This window comes from Neoaquamicrobium sediminum (genome assembly GCF_013240295.1).
Taxonomy (GTDB): domain Bacteria; phylum Pseudomonadota; class Alphaproteobacteria; order Rhizobiales; family Rhizobiaceae; genus Aerobium; species Aerobium sediminum.
Window position 1 is genome coordinate 258,301 of sequence record NZ_JABETK010000004.1, and the last position, 17,502, is coordinate 275,802.

Annotated in this window: 18 protein-coding genes and 1 pseudogene; 4 read left to right on the top strand and 15 right to left on the bottom strand. The window is 64.1% G+C overall.

Annotated features, from left to right (window positions below; translation table 11 throughout):
- Positions 1–128: 128 nt before the first annotated feature.
- The 7 genes from HK436_RS27165 to HK436_RS27195 all read right to left on the bottom strand — a co-directional run bounded on the left by HK436_RS27165 (position 129) and on the right by HK436_RS27195 (position 6,326).
- Positions 129–884 carry an SDR family NAD(P)-dependent oxidoreductase gene (locus HK436_RS27165; protein ID WP_173194765.1) on the bottom strand — a complete coding sequence of 252 codons (756 nt, stop codon included), beginning with the start codon at positions 882–884 and terminating at the stop codon, positions 129–131.
- A gap of 11 nt (positions 885–895) precedes the next feature.
- The gene (locus HK436_RS27170) at positions 896–1,642 is read right to left on the bottom strand and encodes an SDR family NAD(P)-dependent oxidoreductase (protein WP_173194766.1); all 747 of its coding nucleotides are present in this window, start codon (positions 1,640–1,642) and stop codon (positions 896–898) included.
- Positions 1,639–2,460 (bottom strand): polysaccharide deacetylase family protein, encoded by an 822-nt coding sequence (locus HK436_RS27175; protein WP_173194767.1) that lies wholly within the window; start codon positions 2,458–2,460, stop codon positions 1,639–1,641. The genes HK436_RS27170 and HK436_RS27175 overlap by 4 nt, the downstream gene beginning before the upstream one ends.
- A gap of 11 nt (positions 2,461–2,471) precedes the next feature.
- A complete protein-coding gene (locus HK436_RS27180) occupies positions 2,472–3,260 on the bottom strand; it encodes an ABC transporter permease (RefSeq protein WP_039710423.1) in 789 nt (262 codons plus the stop codon).
- A complete protein-coding gene (locus tag HK436_RS27185; RefSeq protein ID WP_173194768.1) occupies positions 3,257–4,108 on the bottom strand; it encodes an ABC transporter permease in 852 nt (283 codons plus the stop codon). Before HK436_RS27185 ends, HK436_RS27180 begins: the two co-directional genes overlap by 4 nt.
- Complete coding sequence (locus HK436_RS27190) at positions 4,105–5,175, bottom strand: ABC transporter ATP-binding protein (protein ID WP_173194769.1); 1,071 nt, start codon at positions 5,173–5,175, stop codon at positions 4,105–4,107. Before HK436_RS27190 ends, HK436_RS27185 begins: the two co-directional genes overlap by 4 nt.
- A gap of 122 nt (positions 5,176–5,297) precedes the next feature.
- Entirely contained in the window at positions 5,298–6,326 is a 1,029-nt protein-coding gene (locus HK436_RS27195; RefSeq protein ID WP_173194770.1) for an ABC transporter substrate-binding protein, read from the bottom strand.
- Positions 6,327–6,520: 194 nt separating this feature from the next.
- On the opposite strand from HK436_RS27195, the gene HK436_RS27200 reads away from it, so the two are divergent.
- Positions 6,521–7,036, top strand: a complete 516-nt coding sequence (locus HK436_RS27200) for a MarR family winged helix-turn-helix transcriptional regulator (protein WP_244649466.1) — start codon at positions 6,521–6,523, stop codon at positions 7,034–7,036.
- Positions 7,037–7,058: 22 nt separating this feature from the next.
- On the opposite strand, the gene HK436_RS27205 is transcribed toward HK436_RS27200, so the two are convergent.
- From HK436_RS27205 to HK436_RS27235, 8 genes and pseudogenes are all read right to left on the bottom strand, one after another.
- Positions 7,059–7,409, bottom strand: a complete 351-nt coding sequence (locus tag HK436_RS27205) for a DUF2200 domain-containing protein (protein WP_173194772.1) — start codon at positions 7,407–7,409, stop codon at positions 7,059–7,061.
- Positions 7,410–7,481: 72 nt separating this feature from the next.
- Positions 7,482–8,720, bottom strand: a complete 1,239-nt coding sequence (locus HK436_RS27210) for an ATP-binding cassette domain-containing protein (protein ID WP_244649467.1) — start codon at positions 8,718–8,720, stop codon at positions 7,482–7,484.
- 58 nt (positions 8,721–8,778) lie between these two features.
- Positions 8,779–9,162 (bottom strand): annotated as a pseudogene (locus HK436_RS31945) (ATP-binding cassette domain-containing protein); the annotation flags it as partial.
- The gene (locus HK436_RS27215) at positions 9,159–10,031 is read right to left on the bottom strand and encodes a metallophosphoesterase family protein (RefSeq protein WP_173194773.1); all 873 of its coding nucleotides are present in this window, start codon (positions 10,029–10,031) and stop codon (positions 9,159–9,161) included. The gene HK436_RS27215 and the pseudogene HK436_RS31945, both read right to left, overlap by 4 nt.
- Positions 10,032–10,099: 68 nt before the next feature.
- Positions 10,100–11,653 (bottom strand): ABC transporter substrate-binding protein, encoded by a 1,554-nt coding sequence (locus HK436_RS27220; protein WP_173194774.1) that lies wholly within the window; start codon positions 11,651–11,653, stop codon positions 10,100–10,102.
- A 79-nt stretch (positions 11,654–11,732) separates the two neighbouring features.
- Positions 11,733–12,635 (bottom strand): ABC transporter permease, encoded by a 903-nt coding sequence (locus HK436_RS27225; RefSeq protein ID WP_173194775.1) that lies wholly within the window; start codon positions 12,633–12,635, stop codon positions 11,733–11,735.
- 3 nt (positions 12,636–12,638) lie between these two features.
- Positions 12,639–13,565: an ABC transporter permease gene (locus tag HK436_RS27230; protein WP_173194776.1), complete on the bottom strand. Its 927-nt coding sequence runs from the start codon at positions 13,563–13,565 to the stop codon at positions 12,639–12,641.
- A complete protein-coding gene (locus HK436_RS27235; protein ID WP_244649468.1) occupies positions 13,559–14,368 on the bottom strand; it encodes an HAD-IIA family hydrolase in 810 nt (269 codons plus the stop codon). The genes HK436_RS27230 and HK436_RS27235 overlap by 7 nt, the downstream gene beginning before the upstream one ends.
- Positions 14,369–14,459: 91 nt before the next feature.
- On the opposite strand from HK436_RS27235, the gene HK436_RS27240 reads away from it, so the two are divergent.
- The 3 genes from HK436_RS27240 (at position 14,460) to HK436_RS27250 (ending at position 17,490) form a co-directional block, all read left to right on the top strand.
- Entirely contained in the window at positions 14,460–15,347 is an 888-nt protein-coding gene (locus HK436_RS27240) for a LysR family transcriptional regulator (RefSeq protein ID WP_173194777.1), read from the top strand.
- A gap of 128 nt (positions 15,348–15,475) precedes the next feature.
- On the top strand, positions 15,476–16,711 hold the full coding sequence (locus HK436_RS27245; protein ID WP_173194778.1) for a CaiB/BaiF CoA transferase family protein: 1,236 nt from the start codon (positions 15,476–15,478) through the stop codon (positions 16,709–16,711).
- A gap of 2 nt (positions 16,712–16,713) precedes the next feature.
- Positions 16,714–17,490 (top strand): enoyl-CoA hydratase/isomerase family protein, encoded by a 777-nt coding sequence (locus HK436_RS27250; protein WP_173194779.1) that lies wholly within the window; start codon positions 16,714–16,716, stop codon positions 17,488–17,490.
- The last annotated feature ends 12 nt before the right edge of the window (positions 17,491–17,502 follow it).

The following is a 17,502-nucleotide window of genomic DNA, read 5'->3' on the forward strand; positions in this document are numbered from 1 at the left end:
TGCGTCCTTCGAGGCTCGCTGCGCTCCCACCTCAGGATGAGGGAGGTTGGCGCTCTCTTCCCTCATCCTGAGGTGCGACCCTGAGCTTGTCGAAGGGAGCCTCGAAAGACACACAATCTCTCCCGCCATCAGATCATCCAGCGCCCGCCATCGATCAGCAGGCTCTGACCCGTGATGAACCGGGCTTCGTCGCTGGCGAGAAACGCAACAGCGGCGGCAACATCCTCCGGCTCGCCGACGATGCCGGCGGGCGTATCGGCCTTGATGCGGTCGATGACATCTTTCGGCATGGTGTCGTGCGCGCGGGTGCGGATCGCGCCGGGCGCAACCGCGTTGACCGTAACGCCGAACGGCGCCAGCTCGCGCGCCAGCGAGCGGGTGAAACCGATCAGCCCCATCTTGGCCGACGCGTAGTCGACCAGCCCGGCATCGCCCACAAAGGCTGCGTCGCTCGACATGTTGACGATGCGCCCGCCGCGTTCGCGCATGGCCGGCGCGACGAGGCGCGACATGCGCATGGCGCTGAACAGCGAGATTTCGAGCACGAAGCGCCAAACCACTTCGCGGGATTCGTGAAAGTGCGCGCTGCGCGCCCGCCCGCTCTGGCCGACATTGTTGACGAGCACGTCTATCGGACCGAGCTCGCCGGTCACCTGCGCGTGAAACGCTTCAAGCGTCCCGAGATCGGTGCAGTCACCCTCGATTGCAAACAGCCGCGCAGCCATGTCGTCGGCAAGCTGCGCCTTGAGTGGATCGGCGTTGAGATCGAGCACGCCAACCTTCGCGCCTTCGGCAAGCAGCCGCTCGGCAATCCCCGCGCCGATGCCACCACCACCGCCAGTCACGATGGCGACCTTGTCGGTGAAGCGGGCAGGCGTCTGCATATCGGTTTTCCTCAGTGAAACGTTCGGCCGCCGTCGACCGCGAGCGCTACGCCGGTGACGTAGGAAGCTTCGGCACTCGACAGGAAGGCTATGCCGGCGGCGATTTCGTCTGGATCGGCGATGCGGGCCAGTGCATAGCGGGCGCGCACGGCATCGAGCTGCGCCTCGCCCGTCTCACCTTCTGCGATCGATGAACGAAAAAGCGGCGTCTCGACAGCACCCGGACACACGACGTTGACACGGATACCCGCCTCGGCCAGCTCCATTGCGAGCGACTTGGAAAACATCTGCAAGCCTGCCTTGGAGGCGGAATAGGCGCTGCGGAACTTCAGCGGCTGCAGGCCGGCGCCCGACGAGACGTTGACGATGGTGCCGCCGCCGGCCGCCTTAAGGAACGGCAACGCCGCCCTGCAGACTTTCATCGGCCCGGTGAGGTTCACGGCGATCAGCCGCTCCCATGCCGCATCGGTCATGTCTTCCAGACTGGACTCCAGGTCGACACCGGCGGAATTCACGACGCCGTCGAGCCCGCCCATCCGTGCCGCCGCCTCGGCTATTGCCGTCTCGACCGAAGCCGTATCGGTCACATCGGCGTTGAGCGCCACAAATCCGGGCTCCAGTTCCGCGAGCGCGGTTTCGTCCATGTCCAGACACGCGACCTGCGCGCCGCCGGCCAGGAAACGCAAGGCAGCGGCCTTGCCGATGCCTTTGGCCCCACCGGTGACGAGCATACGGCGTCCGGTGAAGTCGGCTGTCATGCTGTTGCTCCGGTGAGGCGCGGCCGCATGTCCTCGACCATCTCGTCGCAGCGCCCCATCCAGACGTCGCCATGCTCAAGCGCGTGCTTGATGAGCCCTTCGAGAACGCCGATGCGCGACGGCTGGCCGATCATTTCGGGATGCATGCCGACCATCATCATGCGCTTCTCGGCATAAAGCACGTCGAACTCGGCCTTCCATGCTTCCAGAACCGCCGACGGCGCCTGCATCGTGCGGCCCGGCAGAACGATCGAATATTGGAAGAACGGCGCGTCATCGAGCACCCACCGGAAAGGCAGCTCGACGAGCTTCGTCTGCTTGCCATCGACCGAATGGATGTAGGGTGAGTCGTCGTCGAAGAAGTTGGACGAATAATCAAAGCCGTAGTCCAGCATGAGCTGCATGGAAATGTCGCTGAGTTCGGCAGCGGGCGACCGCCACCCGCGCGGGGCGCGGCCCGAAACGCGCTTGATCGTCTCGAAGCCCTTCTCCATCTCCTCACGCTCCCGTTCGTGCGTGAGGTTGAGGATCCACGAATGGGTGTAGCTGTGATGCGCCAGTTCGTGCCCCGCCTCGAGGATCCGCTCAACCAGTTCGGGACGCTGGTCGATGATGATGCCGGGGATGAAGAAGGTCGTCTTGAGGCCGTAGCGGGCCAGCAGATTGAGCACGCGATCGGTGCCGACCTTCCAGCCATAGGCCCCCTGCGACATCAGGATGGGACGCTTGGCGTAGTCGGGATCGCGCGCCGTCCACATCGTCTCGGCATCGAGGTCGAAGGTCAGGAAGAGGGGAAAGCCGTTGCTGGTAAGATGCATGTAGGTGTCCGTCAGACGAAGCGGTGGAAACCGGTCCAGCGCTCGGCGGCAAGCAGCACGATCGCCGTCGCGATGATGAGGAGCGTGGACACTGCGGCCACGCTCGGGTTCACACCCATTTCCACCGAGGTGAAGATGAGAATGGGCAAGGTGGTGTCGCGCGGACCGGCCAGGAAGATCGTCACCGGGACGTTCTCCATCGACGTGACGAAGGAGAACAGCGCGCCGGCGACCAGGCCGGGTTTGATCAGCGGCAGCGTCACCAGCCGGAATGTCGTGAAACCGTTGGCGCCCAGCACGCGCGCCGCCTCCTCCACCGCAAGGTCGATACCCGACAGGCTCGCGAGCGCGGACCGCACGATGTAGGGCACGGTGATGACGACATGCGCGATCAGCAGCACCCAAAAGCTGCCACGCATGCCGACAAGCGTGAAATATTGCAGAAGCGCGACGCCGATCACCACCGACGGGATGATGAGCGGCGCCATAAGCAGCGAGGTCAGGGCTTCCGAGCCCGGCACCAGCTTACGGAAGATTGCGTAGGAGGCAGCCACACCCAGCACCAGCGAGATGGTCGTGGAGCCTACCGCCAGAATCAGGCTGTTCTTGATGGCGTCTATATAGGTGCGATCGGTCAGCACCGCCTCGAACCATTTCAAGGTCCAGCCCTGTGGCGGGATCGTCAGATAGGAGGTCTCGCTGAACGAGGCGAGCATCACGACGATAACCGGGATCTGCAGGAACAGGACGACCAGCAGCGCCACGCTCGATATGGTCAGTCCGGGCCGTTGCTCGTTCATGCCAGCCCCGCCCAGCGTTTGGTCATCCGGCTGGAAATCCAGATGATGAATATGGTGGCGATCGCCAGCGCGAAGGAGAGCGCCGAACCGCTCGGCCAGTCGAGCAGCAGCATGAACTCGTCATAGATCAGCGTCGCCATGACCTGGTAGGTCGGCCCGCCAAGCATACGCGGCGTGACCAGCGCGCTGATGGTCAGCACGAAGACGAGGATCGAGCCCGAGATGATGCCCGGGGCCGTCAGCGGCAACGTCACCGCACGGAAGATGTGGAACCGGCTGGATCCCAGCGTCGCGGCAGCGGATTCGACGTCGCGCGGCACGTTCTGCAAGGCGGCGACGAGCATCAGCACCATGAACGGCAGGTAGATGTGCGTAAGTCCGATCATCAGCCCGGTCATGTTGAACATCAGCCGCAGCGGACGGTCGATCAGCCCGATGTCGATCAGCAGGTTGTTGACGACACCGCGATTGGTCAGCAGCACGATCCAGCCGAACGAACGCACGACGAGATTGAGCATCAGCGGAAAGATCACCAGCAGCGTCAGTGGCAACCGCCAGCGTGGATTGCCGCGCACGATCAGGTAGGCCACCGGATAGCCAAGCAGGAGACAGGACAGCGTGACCGCGATCCCGAGACCGATCGTGCGCAGCACGACCTCGCGATAGAACTCGTCGGCGCCGATGCGCACGAAGTTCTGCAGCGTCCAAACGTCGGTCGCGATGCCCTCGCCGGGCCGGTATTCCTGAAAGCTGGTCGGCACCAACAGCAGCAACGGCACGACGAAGGCCGCCAGCAGCACGAACAGCAGCGGTGACAGCAGCAGCGCTCCGGTTCGCAGCGATTTCATGCGCCGGTCCCGCTGCGAAGAATGATCGTGTCCTGCGGGCGGATGGTGAGGAAGACTTCCCTGCCCTGCTCGAGATTGGCACCCTCGCCGGACGAAGCCACTTCGACCACGACTTCAAAGCGATTGCCGAGCCGGACGACGTACTGCACCTGCGCGCCGGAGAAGGAGCGCAAGACGATGGTGCCGGGGAGGCCTGTTCCCTTTCCATCCGGGGAAGCAGAAAGCGTCACCGCTTCCTGCCGGATGAAGACGTCGACCGGCGTCCCGTCGTCAAGCGAGGCGGCGCCGCTCGATTGCAGCACAAGCCCGTCGCCGAGATCGACCGCGCCGTCCTTCACCGTGCCGGCAAGGCGGTTCGGCTTCCCGATGAAGCTTGCCACGAAGGCGGTCGCCGGACGGTGGTAGATTTCTTCCGGCGTATCGAACTGCTGGATGACCCCATCGTTCATGACGCAGACGCGATCCGACAGCGACAGCGCCTCGGCCTGATCGTGCGTTACGAACAGCGTCGTGATGTTGAGGTCGCGCTGGAGCCGCTTCAACTCGATCTGCATCTCGTCACGCAGCTTGGCGTCGAGATTGGAGAGCGGTTCGTCGAAAAGCAGAACGCTCGGTCGCGGCGCGATGGCCCGCGCCATGGCAACACGCTGCTGCTGGCCGCCGGACAACTGGCGAGGATAGCGATCGCCATAGCCTTCGAGGCGCACGAGCGCGAGCGCTTCCCGCACCCTTTCATCGAGTGCGGCCCCGCTCTCGCCCTTGCGGCGCAGGCCGAACGCCACGTTCTCGAACACGGTCATGTGCGGGAAAAGCGCATAGGACTGGAACACAAGCCCCACATTGCGCTTGTTGGGAGGCAGGCGCGTGATGTCACGCCCGCCAACGGTAATCGCGCCATCGCTCGGCTCGATGAGCCCGGCAACCATGCGAAGGATGGTCGTCTTTCCGCAGCCGGACGGCCCCAGCAGCGAGACGAACTCACCTTCGGCGATTTCCAGCGACACGTCCTTGACCACGGCAACCTTGCCGTAGCGCTTCGCGAGATGCCGCAGGGAAACGTTGCTCATTTGACCTCACAGATAGCCCGGACGAACGCCGACCGTAAAAGCCTGGCGCCATCAGGCGATGCGATGACCCGCCCACCGACGACTGGATGCCGCCGGTGGATTGCCGCGTTCAGACCAGCTGCCTAGCGCAGAACCTCGCGCTGCCAGCGACGGGTCCACTCAGGCAAACGCTTGGCCATGTCGTTGGGATCGAGGAACAGCATCTTGTCCAGCGCCTCGCCGGTCGGGACGATTGCCGAAACCTCGTCCGACAGGGTCACGTTCTTGTTGACCGAACCGATGAATTGGACCTCCGAAAAGCACTTCTGGTTGTCCGCATCGAGAACGGTGTCGATGAATTTGTGCGCGAGATCCTCCTGGGCGGTACCCTTGGGGATCGAAATGGTCGGGCGGATGCCGACGGCGCCCTCGGCGGGATAGGCCGCGGCAAGCGGCAGGCCATTCTTTGCTGCGACACCGGCGCGGTCGGGATACCAGACGGCAATGTCGATCTCGCCGCGCTCGAACAGAGCGACGACCTGATCGGCCTGCGAGTACAGCAGCACGGAAGATTTCACCAGCGGCTTCACCTTCTCGATACCGGGCGTGATGTCGTCGAGCGTGCCGCCTTCCATCTGATTGAGCGCTGCGAGGAACTGCCAGCCGGTCGTACCGGAAATGTCGCCGATCGTTACGCGCCCCTCATATTTGGGATCGAACAGGTCGTTCCAGGAGGTCGGCGGCGTAGTCACCGTATCCTTGTTGTAGATGATGGTGGTCGCGCCGAGCATGGCGGCAACATAGGCATCTTCGGCGCCCCAGGCACCGTCGATGATTTCCGGCGCATTGCTCAGCTTCGAGCGGTCGAGCTGCACCAGAAGGCCTTCATTGGCCATCTGCACCGCAAAGGCGTCGTCGGCGAAGACGACATCCATGTCGGACTGTCCCGCGGTGGCACGCACGGCTGCCGCGTGCTGTGAAGAGCTGCCGAGCTTGAGGATCACATCCGCCCCGGTGGCGGCCTTGAAGGGCTCGATGTAGCAGGCCGTGACGTTGTCGGCGAACGAGCCGCCGAACGAGCCGAGCACGAGTTCGTCGGCCGCGGCAACGCCGGGCGCGGACGCAAGGGCGAGACTGGCCGTTGCGGCTGCAAGCAAGGATTTCTTGATCATGTGATGGCTCCCATTGTGACGCGGTTTAGGCCTCTTCCCTTTCCGCATCGTTCGAGAAGCGTAACATCGCAGATATTATCTTTCAAGAAAGATATATTGAAGGTAAATTATCTTTTGCCAAGGCTTGTTGCCCTGCGGTAGCGATTCCGCAGAGCATGGAACTCCACAGCCAAGCGCCTCGAGGAGGACGGTATTTGAACACGGCCGAGATACGATACTGGGAGCTCGACCGCGTCGGTCGCGGCATGGAAAGCTGGAAGCGGGAACGGCCCGACATCGACTGCAGCGGCAAGGCCGTGGTCGGACGGATTCTGCACCTGCACGATATCATCCTGCGCGCGGTGGACCGGGCGTTGGCGCAGCACGGGCTCAAATATCCCACCTATGCGGTGCTGGCGACCATCCGGGTTTCGGGCCATCCCTATCGCATGTCACCGGGCGAGCTGCTGTCCACTTTGCTCCTGTCCTCCGGCGGCCTGTCGAACCTGCTGCGTCGCATGGAGAAGGATGGCCTGATCCGGCGCATGGCGGACAAGCGCGACGGGCGCGGCGTCATCGTGGAACTGACCGAAGCGGGCATTGCCGCCGCCGATGCCAGCATGGCCGATCATGCAGCCGTGGAGCGCGAACTCTGCGCGTGCCTGCCGCCCGAACTGCATGAAACGATCGCGCGAGGGCTGGGAACCATGATCGCCGTCGCCGAGCGCTAGTTACGGGTCCCGTTGAGGCAAATCACTCGCGGAAAATCTTCTCCATCGATTTTCCCTTTGCCAGCTCGTCGATCAGCTTGTCCATGTAGCGGATCTCCTGCATCAGAGGCTCTTCGATATTCTCGACGCGGACACCGCAAACGACGCCCTTGATGGATCTTCGCGACGGATTCGGCCGGGGCGCTTCAGCGATGAAGGCTTCGAAATCCGCTCGTCTTTCAATCTGGGATTCCAGCCCCTCCTGGGTGTAGCCGGTCAGCCAGCGGATGATCTCGTCGACTTCCGCTTTCGTGCGCCCCTTCTTCTCGGCCTTGGCGACATAGTGCGGATATACGCTGGCGAAACTCATCGTGTAGATTCGCGGTTTCGTCATCGTGCGGTCTCCATCCGGCATCAGCGCCCCGCACATACTAGCTCAGCCGATGATCAATTGCAGGCTAGGCCGTTATGCGCTCAACGGCTCCACCTCGGGCCACGCAGATGCGTTTGCAGCGTATTGCCGTGAGAGCCGTTCCTCCGTGGCGATTGCAGGCAGACGCGGGACGGCGGAAAGCAGTCGGCGCGTATAGGGGTCCCGCGGCGCGCGGAGCACGTCGTTCGTTCGCCCCGTTTCGACGATTCGTCCGGCATGCATCACAGCAATGCGATGGCTGACGCGTTCGACCACGGCGATGTCGTGGCTTATGAACAGGAACGAGAGCCCTTCGCGCTGCTGCAGGTCGAGCATCAGGTCCGTCACCTGCCGCGCGATCGAAACGTCCAGCGCCGACACGGCCTCATCGGCGATGATCAGCTTAGGCCGCACCGAGAGCGCGCGCGCGATTGCCAGCCTCTGACGCTGACCTCCCGAGAACTGATGCGGGAAGCGGTCGACACAATCGGCTTCCAGCCCGACCTTTTCGACGAGGCTGACGGCAAGGTCGCGGGCGTCGCGAGCAGAAACGAGGCCGTGGATACGCGCCGGCTCGGTGATCGCTTCGCGCACCGCCATGCGGGGATTGAGCGACGCATAAGGGTCCTGGAACACCATTTGCGCGTCGCGGCGCGCCTTCATAAGCCGATCGCCTGAAAGTGCCATCCAGTCGCGGCCTCCAATCTCGACGCTTCCACGGTCCGGCTCCACCAGTCGGAGGATCGAGCGCGCCAGGGTCGACTTGCCGCATCCCGATTCGCCGACCAGACCAAGCGTTTCGCCCCTGCCGACGGACAGCGAAACGCCGTCGACGATCGTCCGTCGGGACGCCTTCGAAGCAAACCCGCCAGCCCCGAAGCTGGTGATCAGGTTCTCGACCCGCAGCACGGTTGCGCCTTCAGCCGGCGCTTCTGGACCACCCGCTCCGAGCCTCGGCGTTGCCGCCAGCAATGCCTTGGAATAGTCGGCGAAAGGCCTGCTGAAGAAACGCTCGACGGAAGCCTTCTCCACCAACGCGCCCTTGCGCATCACGACGATCCGGTCTGCGATCTCGCCCACCACGCCCATGTCGTGCGTGATGAAGAGCACGGCCATGCCGGTTTCCGCCTGCAGCGAACGGATAAGCTGGAGAATTTCGGCCTGCGTGGTCACGTCGAGCGCCGTGGTCGGCTCGTCGGCGATCAGCAGTTGCGGTCGGCAGGCAAGCGCCATCGCGATCATCACCCGCTGCCGCAGGCCACCGGACAGCTCGTGCGTGCGGGAACTGACCAAGCCGTCGCTTCGGCTCGGGTATGCACACGCGCTCGAAGGCCTGCTCTGCCTCTTCCAGCGCATGTGCCCGCGACAGCCCGCGATGGCGCATGATGGCCTCCGCAACCTGTCCCCCCACCCGCATCACCGGATTGAGCGAGGTCATGGGCTCCTGGAAGACCATGGCGATGCGGTTGCCGCGCACCCGCCGCATCTGCGCATCGCTGGCCCGTGCCAGATCGGACGGTGCGTCGGCGCCAAACAATATGCTCCCGTCGGCAATGCGGCCTCCCTCGCGTTCGATCAGCCGCATGATCGCCAGCGCCGTCGCCGATTTGCCGGAACCCGACTCCCCGACGATGACGACCGTCTCGCCCGCCTCAACCTCGAAGCTGAGGCGCTCGACGGCCATATGCGAGCCGAAGGCGATGGAAAGGTCACGGACCGACAGGAGCACGCTCATGCCGTCTCGCCCTCCATGCGCGCAGCCACTTCGGCGATCTTATGAAAGGGCGGTACCGGCGGGGTCCACCGCGTCGCGGCAGGCCGGAAGGAGAAGTTCACCGGGTCGCGCCCCTCGACACGCCAGGTAACGGTGTCGCCGAGCTCAATGAGACCCATCGCGCCTGCAGGCTCGCCATCGGTGGTGAAGCTCTCTGTCAGCGACTGCTGCGTGAGGTGCACTGTGCCGTCGACCGGTGTGATCGTGTTCCAGTGTACGTGGCCCGAGACGCACACGACAGGGTGACGCGCCTGCGCGATCATGGCGCGCGCCCGGTCGGCCTGCGGGTAGGTCGAGACCGCCGGATTGTTCTCGAAATAGTAATTGCCGACCTGCGCGTGACCCGAGACGGGCACGTGGCTGGCGATCAGCATGGGACGGTCGGCATTGCGCACCGTGCGGGACAACCACAGAAGATCGGCCTCCGGCAGATGGAAGGAGCCATGGTTACCACCCCGGCGGATGAGCGTGTCCGCGCGCCACAGAACGATGCGCCAGCCACCGATGTCGATCGTATGGTGACCGAGCGCTTGCCCCAGGATGCGTTCATTGTCCTCGACGGCGAGGTGGTCGCGGTCGTGGTTGCCGTTGATGTGGCAGATGGGCGCCTCAAGCGCGCGGAACGCTTCGGCGACTTCCGCCTCGAGTTCGAGATCGCGGTCTCGCGCGATGTCGGAGATGCGGTCGCCGAGATCGATGACGAGTTCCGGGCGGGCATCGTTGGAAAACCGGGCGAAGTCGGTCATCAGGTCGAGCGCGCAGTCGCCGCGCTTGGTGAGCGATGGGGCGCCGTGATGAATGTCGGCGACGAGCGCGATGCGCACGGACATGGTCAGCTCCTTAGGCAAGATGGGGATTCCGGCGGGTGCATCGCACCCGCCGGAAGAGAGGTTCACGATCAGTTGCTGGCGAACTCGATCGAACCGGCGCGGAAGTCGAGCACGTAGGGGATATGCCCCGGCTTGGGCGCCCATTCGAGATCGGTGCGCATGGCCCAGCTCTCATACGGACGGTAGAGCGGCAGGAACGGCGCGTCCGCCTTGATGCGCTCCATCAGCTCGGCATAGGCCTGCTTGCGCGCCTCGATGTCGGTCGAGAAGCGGAACCGCTCCCAGATTTCGGCATACTCGGCATCTGTGTTGAAACGCCCTTCCGATTCCGAGGGACCGTTGGGTGCCCACATCACGCCGAACGACCCGAACGGATCAGCGAAATACATCGGGTTGGACCAGGAACGCACCATCATCGCGGGCGAACCGCCGGTCCATTCCTCGATCACGTTGACGCGGCCGTTGACGCCGACATTGGCCCACATCTCCATGATCGCCTGCGCGGCAAGGAGGCCGTTCGTGTAGTAGGTCGACTGGCTGTCGTAGACGATCTCCTCGCCATTGTAGCCGGCTTCGGCGAGCAGTTCCTTCGCCCGCTCGGGATTGTATTCGAAGGTCTCCAGTTCCGGCATGTAGAGTTCGCCGAACTCTTCCATCGTATGCGAGGCCGGCACGACGGCCTTGCCCAGCCACAGCGCCTCGTTGAGCGCGTCGCGATCGATCGCCATGCTCAACGCCTGGCGAATGCGGGCGTCCTTCATGACCTCGTGGTTCTGGTTCATGATCATGACGTGGAAGAGCGCGGTCGCGGAGCCAACGGCTTTCATGGTCGGCTCGGCTTCGATGAGCGAAAGCTGGTCGGGCGCGATGTTGGTCGCCAGGTCGATCTCGCCGGTGCGCAGTGCCGTGATCCGCGAGGCGGTCTCGGGAATACGGCGCACGGTTGCGCGTTCGAGCGGGGCTGCCTCGCCCCAGAACTCGCCGAAGCGTTCATAGACGATGCGCTCGTTGGGAACGAACTCGGCAATCTTGTAAGGGCCCGTGCCGACGGGCGCGAGCGAGAAGGCCTCGAAGTCGCTGTCTTCGGCGACATCCGGATCACCCGACAGCGCCATCGTGTAGGCGGCCGGAATGATCATGCCCTGTTGCAGGTTGATCAGCGTCTCCCACAGCGGCTCCTCGCGCTTGGCGTGGATGCGGATCGTGTAATCGTCGACCTTTTCGGCACGGTCGAAATTGCCGAGGCGGTCACGGGCGCGGACCTGATAGGGCGGGAACGTCGCCTGGTACATGCGGTTGAGCGAGAAGACGACATCGTCGGCTGTCATCGGGTCGCCATTGTGGAAGACGACGTCCTCGCGCAGCTTGAGCTCCATGACGGTCGGCTCGAGGAGCGTCCATTCGGTGGCAAGCGCGGGGAGCCACTCGACTTCGCGCTTGTTGTAGTCGCGGTCGATCAGCACGTCGAAGGCGTTGTAGTAGAACTGCGAGCCGACATTGGAGTGGTCGCGGCCCGGATCGAGATAGGGCGCGACATTTGCGGCGCCAACCGTGATTTCCTGGGCGAGTGCAGGCGTGGCGACGAGCATTGCGAGCGCCGTGGTCTGGAGAAGTCGTTTCATGGCTTTGAAGCCTCCGTAAGGGTGTTGAGCCAGATGTCTTGCGGACCGGCGATCCCGGCCTCTCTTTATGAATTTCAGGTCAGCGCGCCCTCAGGCGCACGTCGGCGCGGTCGCGCAGCCAGTCGCCGAGGATCTGCACGGCGAAGGTGACAAGCAGGATCGCGAGCGCCGGCACGATCACCACCCACGGCGCCGTCGGCATGTAGTCGCGCCCGAAGCCGACCATCGAGCCGAGGGTCGCCGTTGGCGGCTGCACCCCGAGACCGAGGAACGAGAGCGTGGATTCTAGAAGCACGATGTTGGAGAAGGAGAGCGTGAACTGGACGACCAGCGGCGAGACCACGTTCGGCAGGACATGCCGGGTCGCGATGCGGAAGTTGGATGCGCCGGCCGCCCGCGCGGCCTCGACGAACGGCATCGCCTTCAGCTTCTTCACCTCGCCGCGCACGATCCGCGCATATTGCTCCCAGCCGTAGACGCCCAGAACGCAGACCATGACGGTGAGGCTGGAGCCGAAGATGGCAAGGAACAGCAGCGCGATCAGCGTGAACGGGATGGCGATCTGCGCATCGACGGCGCCCATGACGACGTCTTCGAACAGTCCCCCGCGAAGACCGGATAGAAGGCCGAGCAGCCCGCCGATCAGCAGACCGATGATGGAACCCAACAGCGCAAGCGACAGCGTCAGCCGCAGGCCGTAGAGCGTCCGCGAAAGGATGTCCCGTCCAAGCTCGTCGGTGCCGAGAAGGAAGCCGTCCCGGTAACGCTCGAAACCGATCGGCGGCGACAGCCGCGACAGGAGGCTCTGGTCAAGCGGTCCGTGCGGCGCGATCAGCGGAGCTGCGAGCGCCGCCGCCAGCAACGCGAACGCGGTGACGATCGCCACACGCTGGACGGCATCGGCGGACTGCCAGAGCGACAGCGCACCTGCGACCAGCGAGGGCTTGTCGTCGAGACCGGAACGCAACGAAATGTCGGCCATGGCTCAGGCCTCCCCGAGACGGATGCGCGGATCGGCCCAGGTGTAGGCGAGGTCGACCACTGCGTTGATGATGAGGACCGCGATGGAAACGGCGATGACGCCGAACTGAAGCACCGGGTAGTCGCGCTGGATCGCCGAGCGCACCAGCAGTTCGCCGATACCCGGCCATGCGAAGATCGATTCAACGACCACCGAGCCCGCCGCCGCGAGGCTCGCGACCTGCAGCCCGATCACGGATAGGATGGTGATGGAGGCGTTGCGCAGGCCGTGCCGCAGGATGACCTCCGTCTCCGCGAGGCCTTTGGCGCGGGCGGTGCGGATGAAATCCTGGCCGAGCACGTCGAGCATGGCGTTGCGCGTGAACCGCGTCAGCCCGGCGATGAGCAGTCCCGACATTGCGATCGTCGGCATCAGGAAGTGCGCCCAGGTGCCGTTTCCGACAACCGGCAGCCAGTTCAGCCAGTAGGAGAAGACCAGGATCATGAAGACCGCGAGCACGAAGTTCGGGACGGCGTAGAACAGGAAGGCGAGCGTCATGACGGCGCTGCCCACCCACGACTTGCGCCAGACCGCCGCCACGATGCCGAGCGGTATCGCCAGCGCCAGCGTCAGCGCCGTGCTCGCCAGAAGGAGCTGCAGTGACGGCCATATGCGCTCGGCGATCACCACCGAGACGGGCCGCCGCTCGACGAAGGACAATCCGAACTCGCCGTCGAAGAACGAGCCCATGAAGGCGAGGTATTGTTCGAGGATCGAGCGGTCGAGCCCGTAATAGGTGACGAGAAGATCGCGATCGGCCTGGGTGAGCCCCTGCCCGGCTATGTAGTTGATCGGGTCGCCGGAAAGCCTGGTGGCCGCAAACGCCAGCGTGACGATTGCCAGAAAGGTGATAGCGATCTTGAGGCCGGCCCGCGTCATGTATTTCAGCATGACACGCTCTCCCTGCCGTTGAGATGGGAGGCGATGCTGAGCTTTGGCGCGATTGCGGGATGCAGGATGCGCAGGAAGTCGATCCCGGCTGCGCGTGCGGCCACACCGTCGGTAGCGTCGTTGTCGCCAACGAAGAGAGCCTGGCCACGATCGGCCCCGCTGCGTTCGAGCGCGATCTCGATCAGGTCCGAGGACGGCTTGCCGATGGACTTGACGGACAACGGACCGGTACAGGCTTCGATGGCGGCAACCAGCGCGCCGGTCTCCGGCACCGGCCGGCCATGGGCCGTCGGGTGCGTCAAGTCGAGATTGGTCGCCCACAGCACCGCCCCATCGACGATATGCGAGGCGATCTCCTCGGCGAGTTCCAGGCTGAAGCGCGAATCCCGGCCAAGAAGCAGGACCTCCGGCACGTCACTGCTGTCTGCAATGCCGAGACTGGTCGCGAGCGCCCGTAAGGGCGCATCGGCATAGACAAGTGCTGCCTTCGCCTGCGGATCGTCGGCGAGCCTGCGAACCGACTCTTCGCCGGCCAGCAGTATCCGGCCCGCATCCACGCTGACGCCAAGCTCATCGAGGCGGGCGGCAAGCGTCCCGGCCGTATCGGAAGAATTGTTGGAGACGATCCACAGCCGGTCGCCGCATGCATCGACGAACGCGCGCGCCCCCTCGTGCACATGGCGGCCGGAGATCAGGCACCCGTCGAGATCGCACAGCACGATCGATCGTGCCGCGACGTCGATCTCGGCAAAACTCCTGACTGTCTCCACATGGCGCATCGTCGGTCCTCGTCGCTTGTTCATGCGAGCGGGACCATGTGGGCGGCGTGTGACACGCCCGTAACAAACCAAGGCTAGACCTTGCGAAATCGAAGGTTTCACCTTGAGGACAGCGATGTCGCTTACACTTGCGCGCATCCGCGCCATCAATGCCGTCGCGCAGAACGGCTCCTATGCCGCTGCGGCACGCCAGCTTGGCGTCTCCCAGCCAACGGTTTCGCAGCATATTCGCGAAGCGGAAGCACTCTATTCGGTCAGGCTTTTCATGCGCCGCGGCGGCGCGCTGCACCCCACGCCGCTCTGCACGCAGCTCTGCGACATTGCCGAACGCATGGCGGAAAGCGAACGCGAGGCCGAACGCATCATGACCCGTCATGCCACGCTGAAGGACGGCCGCATCACCATCGGCCTCGGCAATTCCATGCCCGGCATGGCCGTTATCGCGCTGTTTCGGCAACGCCACCCCGGTGTCGGCATCGCGGTCGAGACCGGCTCGCATGAACGCATCATCAAGGCGGTCCTGTCGCGCAGCGTCGATGTCGGCGTGCTGCCGGACATCCCGCGCGACGGACGGTTTCGCGCACAGGCCCTTGTCAGCCAGGAGGTCGTCGCGATGCTTCACGCCAGCCATCCGCTCGCGTCGCGCAAGCAATTGAACTGCGCTGAGCTGATGCGCCAGCCGCTGATCTTCCGCGCTCGCGGTTCTTCAACCCAACGCGTGGTCGATCGCGCGTTCGCGCAGGCCGGCCTCACGCCAAAGCCGCTTCTCGTGCTCGACGCGCGTGACGCGGCCTACGAGGCGGTCGCCAACAATATCGGCATCGGCTTCATATGGCGCCACGGAACGGGCCGGCACGATGCCGTCAAGCGCGTGCCGGTCGCCGAGATGAACACGCGCTACAATGAAGTTGCCTTCGCGCTGGCCGGGGAAACATCCGTCGTGACGGACGCATTCCTGGCGGTCGGCGCAGACTACGGCAGGATGCAGGAAGGGATGGCGTAGCGGCCGGATGGCCGCTGTCGCGACAGACTGAGACGCCCCCAGGATTGCTCCCCGCTTCGGTTGACCCGAAACATATGGTCATACATACTATTGATCATTTGGTTGGGACAGCGGAGGAGCGTCGCCCCATGATGAAGTTTCTGGACGGCGTAAAGGTTGTCGAGATCGGCCATATTCTCATGGCCCCCTACGCGACCCAGTTCCTGGGTGATTTCGGCGCCGACGTCGTCAAGGTCGAGTCGCTTGAAGGCGATTATTACCGGAATCTCGGCCTCGGCCGGAAGCGGGGCATGACCGCGCAATGGATGTCGGTGAACCGCAACAAGCGCAGCATTTCGCTCGACCTCAAGGACCCCGAGGCGCGCGAGACCCTCAATGCCCTTCTGAAGGACGCCGACATCGTCGTCCACAACATGCGGGTCAAGGCGATCGAGCGGCTTGGCCTGGGATACGAGGCGGTCAAGGCGCTCAACCCGAAGGTCGTCTACTGCGCTGCAATCGGTTTCGGCCAAGACGGACCCTATGCCGACTTTCCAGCCTTCGACGACATCATCCAGGCCTATTCCGGCCTTGCCGCGGTCAACGGCGTCGGCTCCGGCAAGCCCACCTTCCTGCCGATCGCGATTGCCGACAAGGTCGTTGCGCTGATGCTTGGACAGGCGATGCTCGCCGGGCTCCACCGCCAGCGCGCCACCGGCAAGGGCTGCTATATCGAGACGCCGATGTTCGAGGCCGCGGTCACCGTGGTACTGAACCAGCATCTCAACGGCCACACCTTCGTCCCGCCAGAGGCGGGCTTGGGCTACAAGCGCGTCATGAGCCCCTATCGTCAGCCGGCACCGACTCAGGACGGCTACATCGTCCATGGCGTATACAAATACGAGCACTGGCAGCGCTTCCTCGCGGAAACCGGCAGGCAGGACGTGCTCGACGGCCCGTTGATGGCCGACCAGCATGCGATGGCCAACAACATCGCGGGCCTGTACGAAATCGCTTCGAACGAAATCCTGCCGACCCGCACCACGGCCGAATGGCGCGAACTATTCGATCGCCTCGACATCCCATGCGCGCCGGTCCTGCAGATGGAGGATCTGGAGCAAGACCCGCACCTCAAGGCCGTGAAGCTTTTCGAGGAATACGACCACCCGTCGCAAGGGCGCCTGCGCCGGACCCGCGCACCGTTCTCGGTTCGTGACGTCGATGTCGGCTCAGACCGCCATCCGCCGGAAATCGGGGAACACACCCTGGAGGTGCTGCGCGAAGTCGGGCTTTCGGACGACCAGATCGCAATGCTACAGGCGCGCGGCGTTGTCCGTACCTTCTCGGATGAAGACAAGCCAGCAGCAGCCCGGAAGGCCGGATAGCGATGGCAACGGCACCAGACAGCCAAATATCTGTGGCCCGCGACGGTCATGTCGGCGTCGTGACCTTTTCCCGTCCGCCGCACAACTATTTCGACAGCGCATCGGTCGAAGGGCTGCTTTCCGCCTTTCGCGAACTCGAGGCCGACCGGCAATGCCGGGCCATCGTGCTTCGGGCCGAAGGTAAGACCTTCTGCGCCGGCGCGCAGTTCGGCAGCGACGGCAACGGTGTCGATGCCGACGTGGCGATGCGCATCTATCGCAGCGCCATCGCGCTATTCGAAGTGTCGAAACCGATCATCGCCGCAGTGCAGGGGCCTGCTGTTGGCGGCGGTCTCGGCGTCGCGCTGGTTGCGGATTTCCGGGTCGCCAGCGACACGGCATGGTTCTCCGCGAATTTCGCGCGGCTGGGCGTTCATTCGGGCTTCGGCATCAGCGCGACCTTGCCGCGGATAGTCGGCCTTCAGGCCGCATCGCTGATGCTGCAGACCGGCCGCCGGCTCTCCGCCGAGGAAGCGAACCGCATCGGCCTTGTCGAAAAAGTGGTGCCGCAGTCCGCGCTCGACGACGAGGCAATGGCCCTTGCCCGCGAGATCGCCTCGGGCGCGCCGATAGCCGTGCAATCCATGCGACAGACATTGCTTGGGGATCGTGCGGCTCTCGTGCGTCAGGCGATCGAGCGCGAGATTGCCGAACAGCGCATTCACTTCCAGACTGACGATTTCCGTGAAGGCATCAAGGCCGCGCACGAGCGCCGGCCGCCGGTCTTCACGGGTCGTTGAAACGGAGGGGCA

Bases quoted from the DNA above. Each gene is read 5' to 3' on its own strand.
- HK436_RS27235 (WP_244649468.1), bottom strand. From the start codon at position 14,368: ATGAACAAGCGACGAGGACCGACGATGCGCCATGTGGAGACAGTCAGG.
- HK436_RS27240 (WP_173194777.1), top strand. From the start codon at position 14,460: ATGTCGCTTACACTTGCGCGCATCCGCGCCATCAATGCCGTCGCGCAG.
- HK436_RS27195 (WP_173194770.1), bottom strand. From the start codon at position 6,326: ATGATCAAGAAATCCTTGCTTGCAGCCGCAACGGCCAGTCTCGCCCTT.
- HK436_RS27205 (WP_173194772.1), bottom strand. From the start codon at position 7,409: ATGACGAAACCGCGAATCTACACGATGAGTTTCGCCAGCGTATATCCG.
- HK436_RS27225 (WP_173194775.1), bottom strand. From the start codon at position 12,635: ATGGCCGACATTTCGTTGCGTTCCGGTCTCGACGACAAGCCCTCGCTG.
- HK436_RS27245 (WP_173194778.1), top strand. From the start codon at position 15,476: ATGATGAAGTTTCTGGACGGCGTAAAGGTTGTCGAGATCGGCCATATT.
- HK436_RS27175 (WP_173194767.1), bottom strand. From the start codon at position 2,460: ATGCATCTTACCAGCAACGGCTTTCCCCTCTTCCTGACCTTCGACCTC.
- HK436_RS27190 (WP_173194769.1), bottom strand. From the start codon at position 5,175: ATGAGCAACGTTTCCCTGCGGCATCTCGCGAAGCGCTACGGCAAGGTT.
- HK436_RS27165 (WP_173194765.1), bottom strand. From the start codon at position 884: ATGCAGACGCCTGCCCGCTTCACCGACAAGGTCGCCATCGTGACTGGC.
- HK436_RS27250 (WP_173194779.1), top strand. From the start codon at position 16,714: ATGGCAACGGCACCAGACAGCCAAATATCTGTGGCCCGCGACGGTCAT.
- HK436_RS27220 (WP_173194774.1), bottom strand. From the start codon at position 11,653: ATGAAACGACTTCTCCAGACCACGGCGCTCGCAATGCTCGTCGCCACG.
- HK436_RS27215 (WP_173194773.1), bottom strand. From the start codon at position 10,031: ATGTCCGTGCGCATCGCGCTCGTCGCCGACATTCATCACGGCGCCCCA.
- HK436_RS27185 (WP_173194768.1), bottom strand. From the start codon at position 4,108: ATGAAATCGCTGCGAACCGGAGCGCTGCTGCTGTCACCGCTGCTGTTC.
- HK436_RS27170 (WP_173194766.1), bottom strand. From the start codon at position 1,642: ATGACAGCCGACTTCACCGGACGCCGTATGCTCGTCACCGGTGGGGCC.
- HK436_RS27180 (WP_039710423.1), bottom strand. From the start codon at position 3,260: ATGAACGAGCAACGGCCCGGACTGACCATATCGAGCGTGGCGCTGCTG.
- HK436_RS27230 (WP_173194776.1), bottom strand. From the start codon at position 13,565: ATGCTGAAATACATGACGCGGGCCGGCCTCAAGATCGCTATCACCTTT.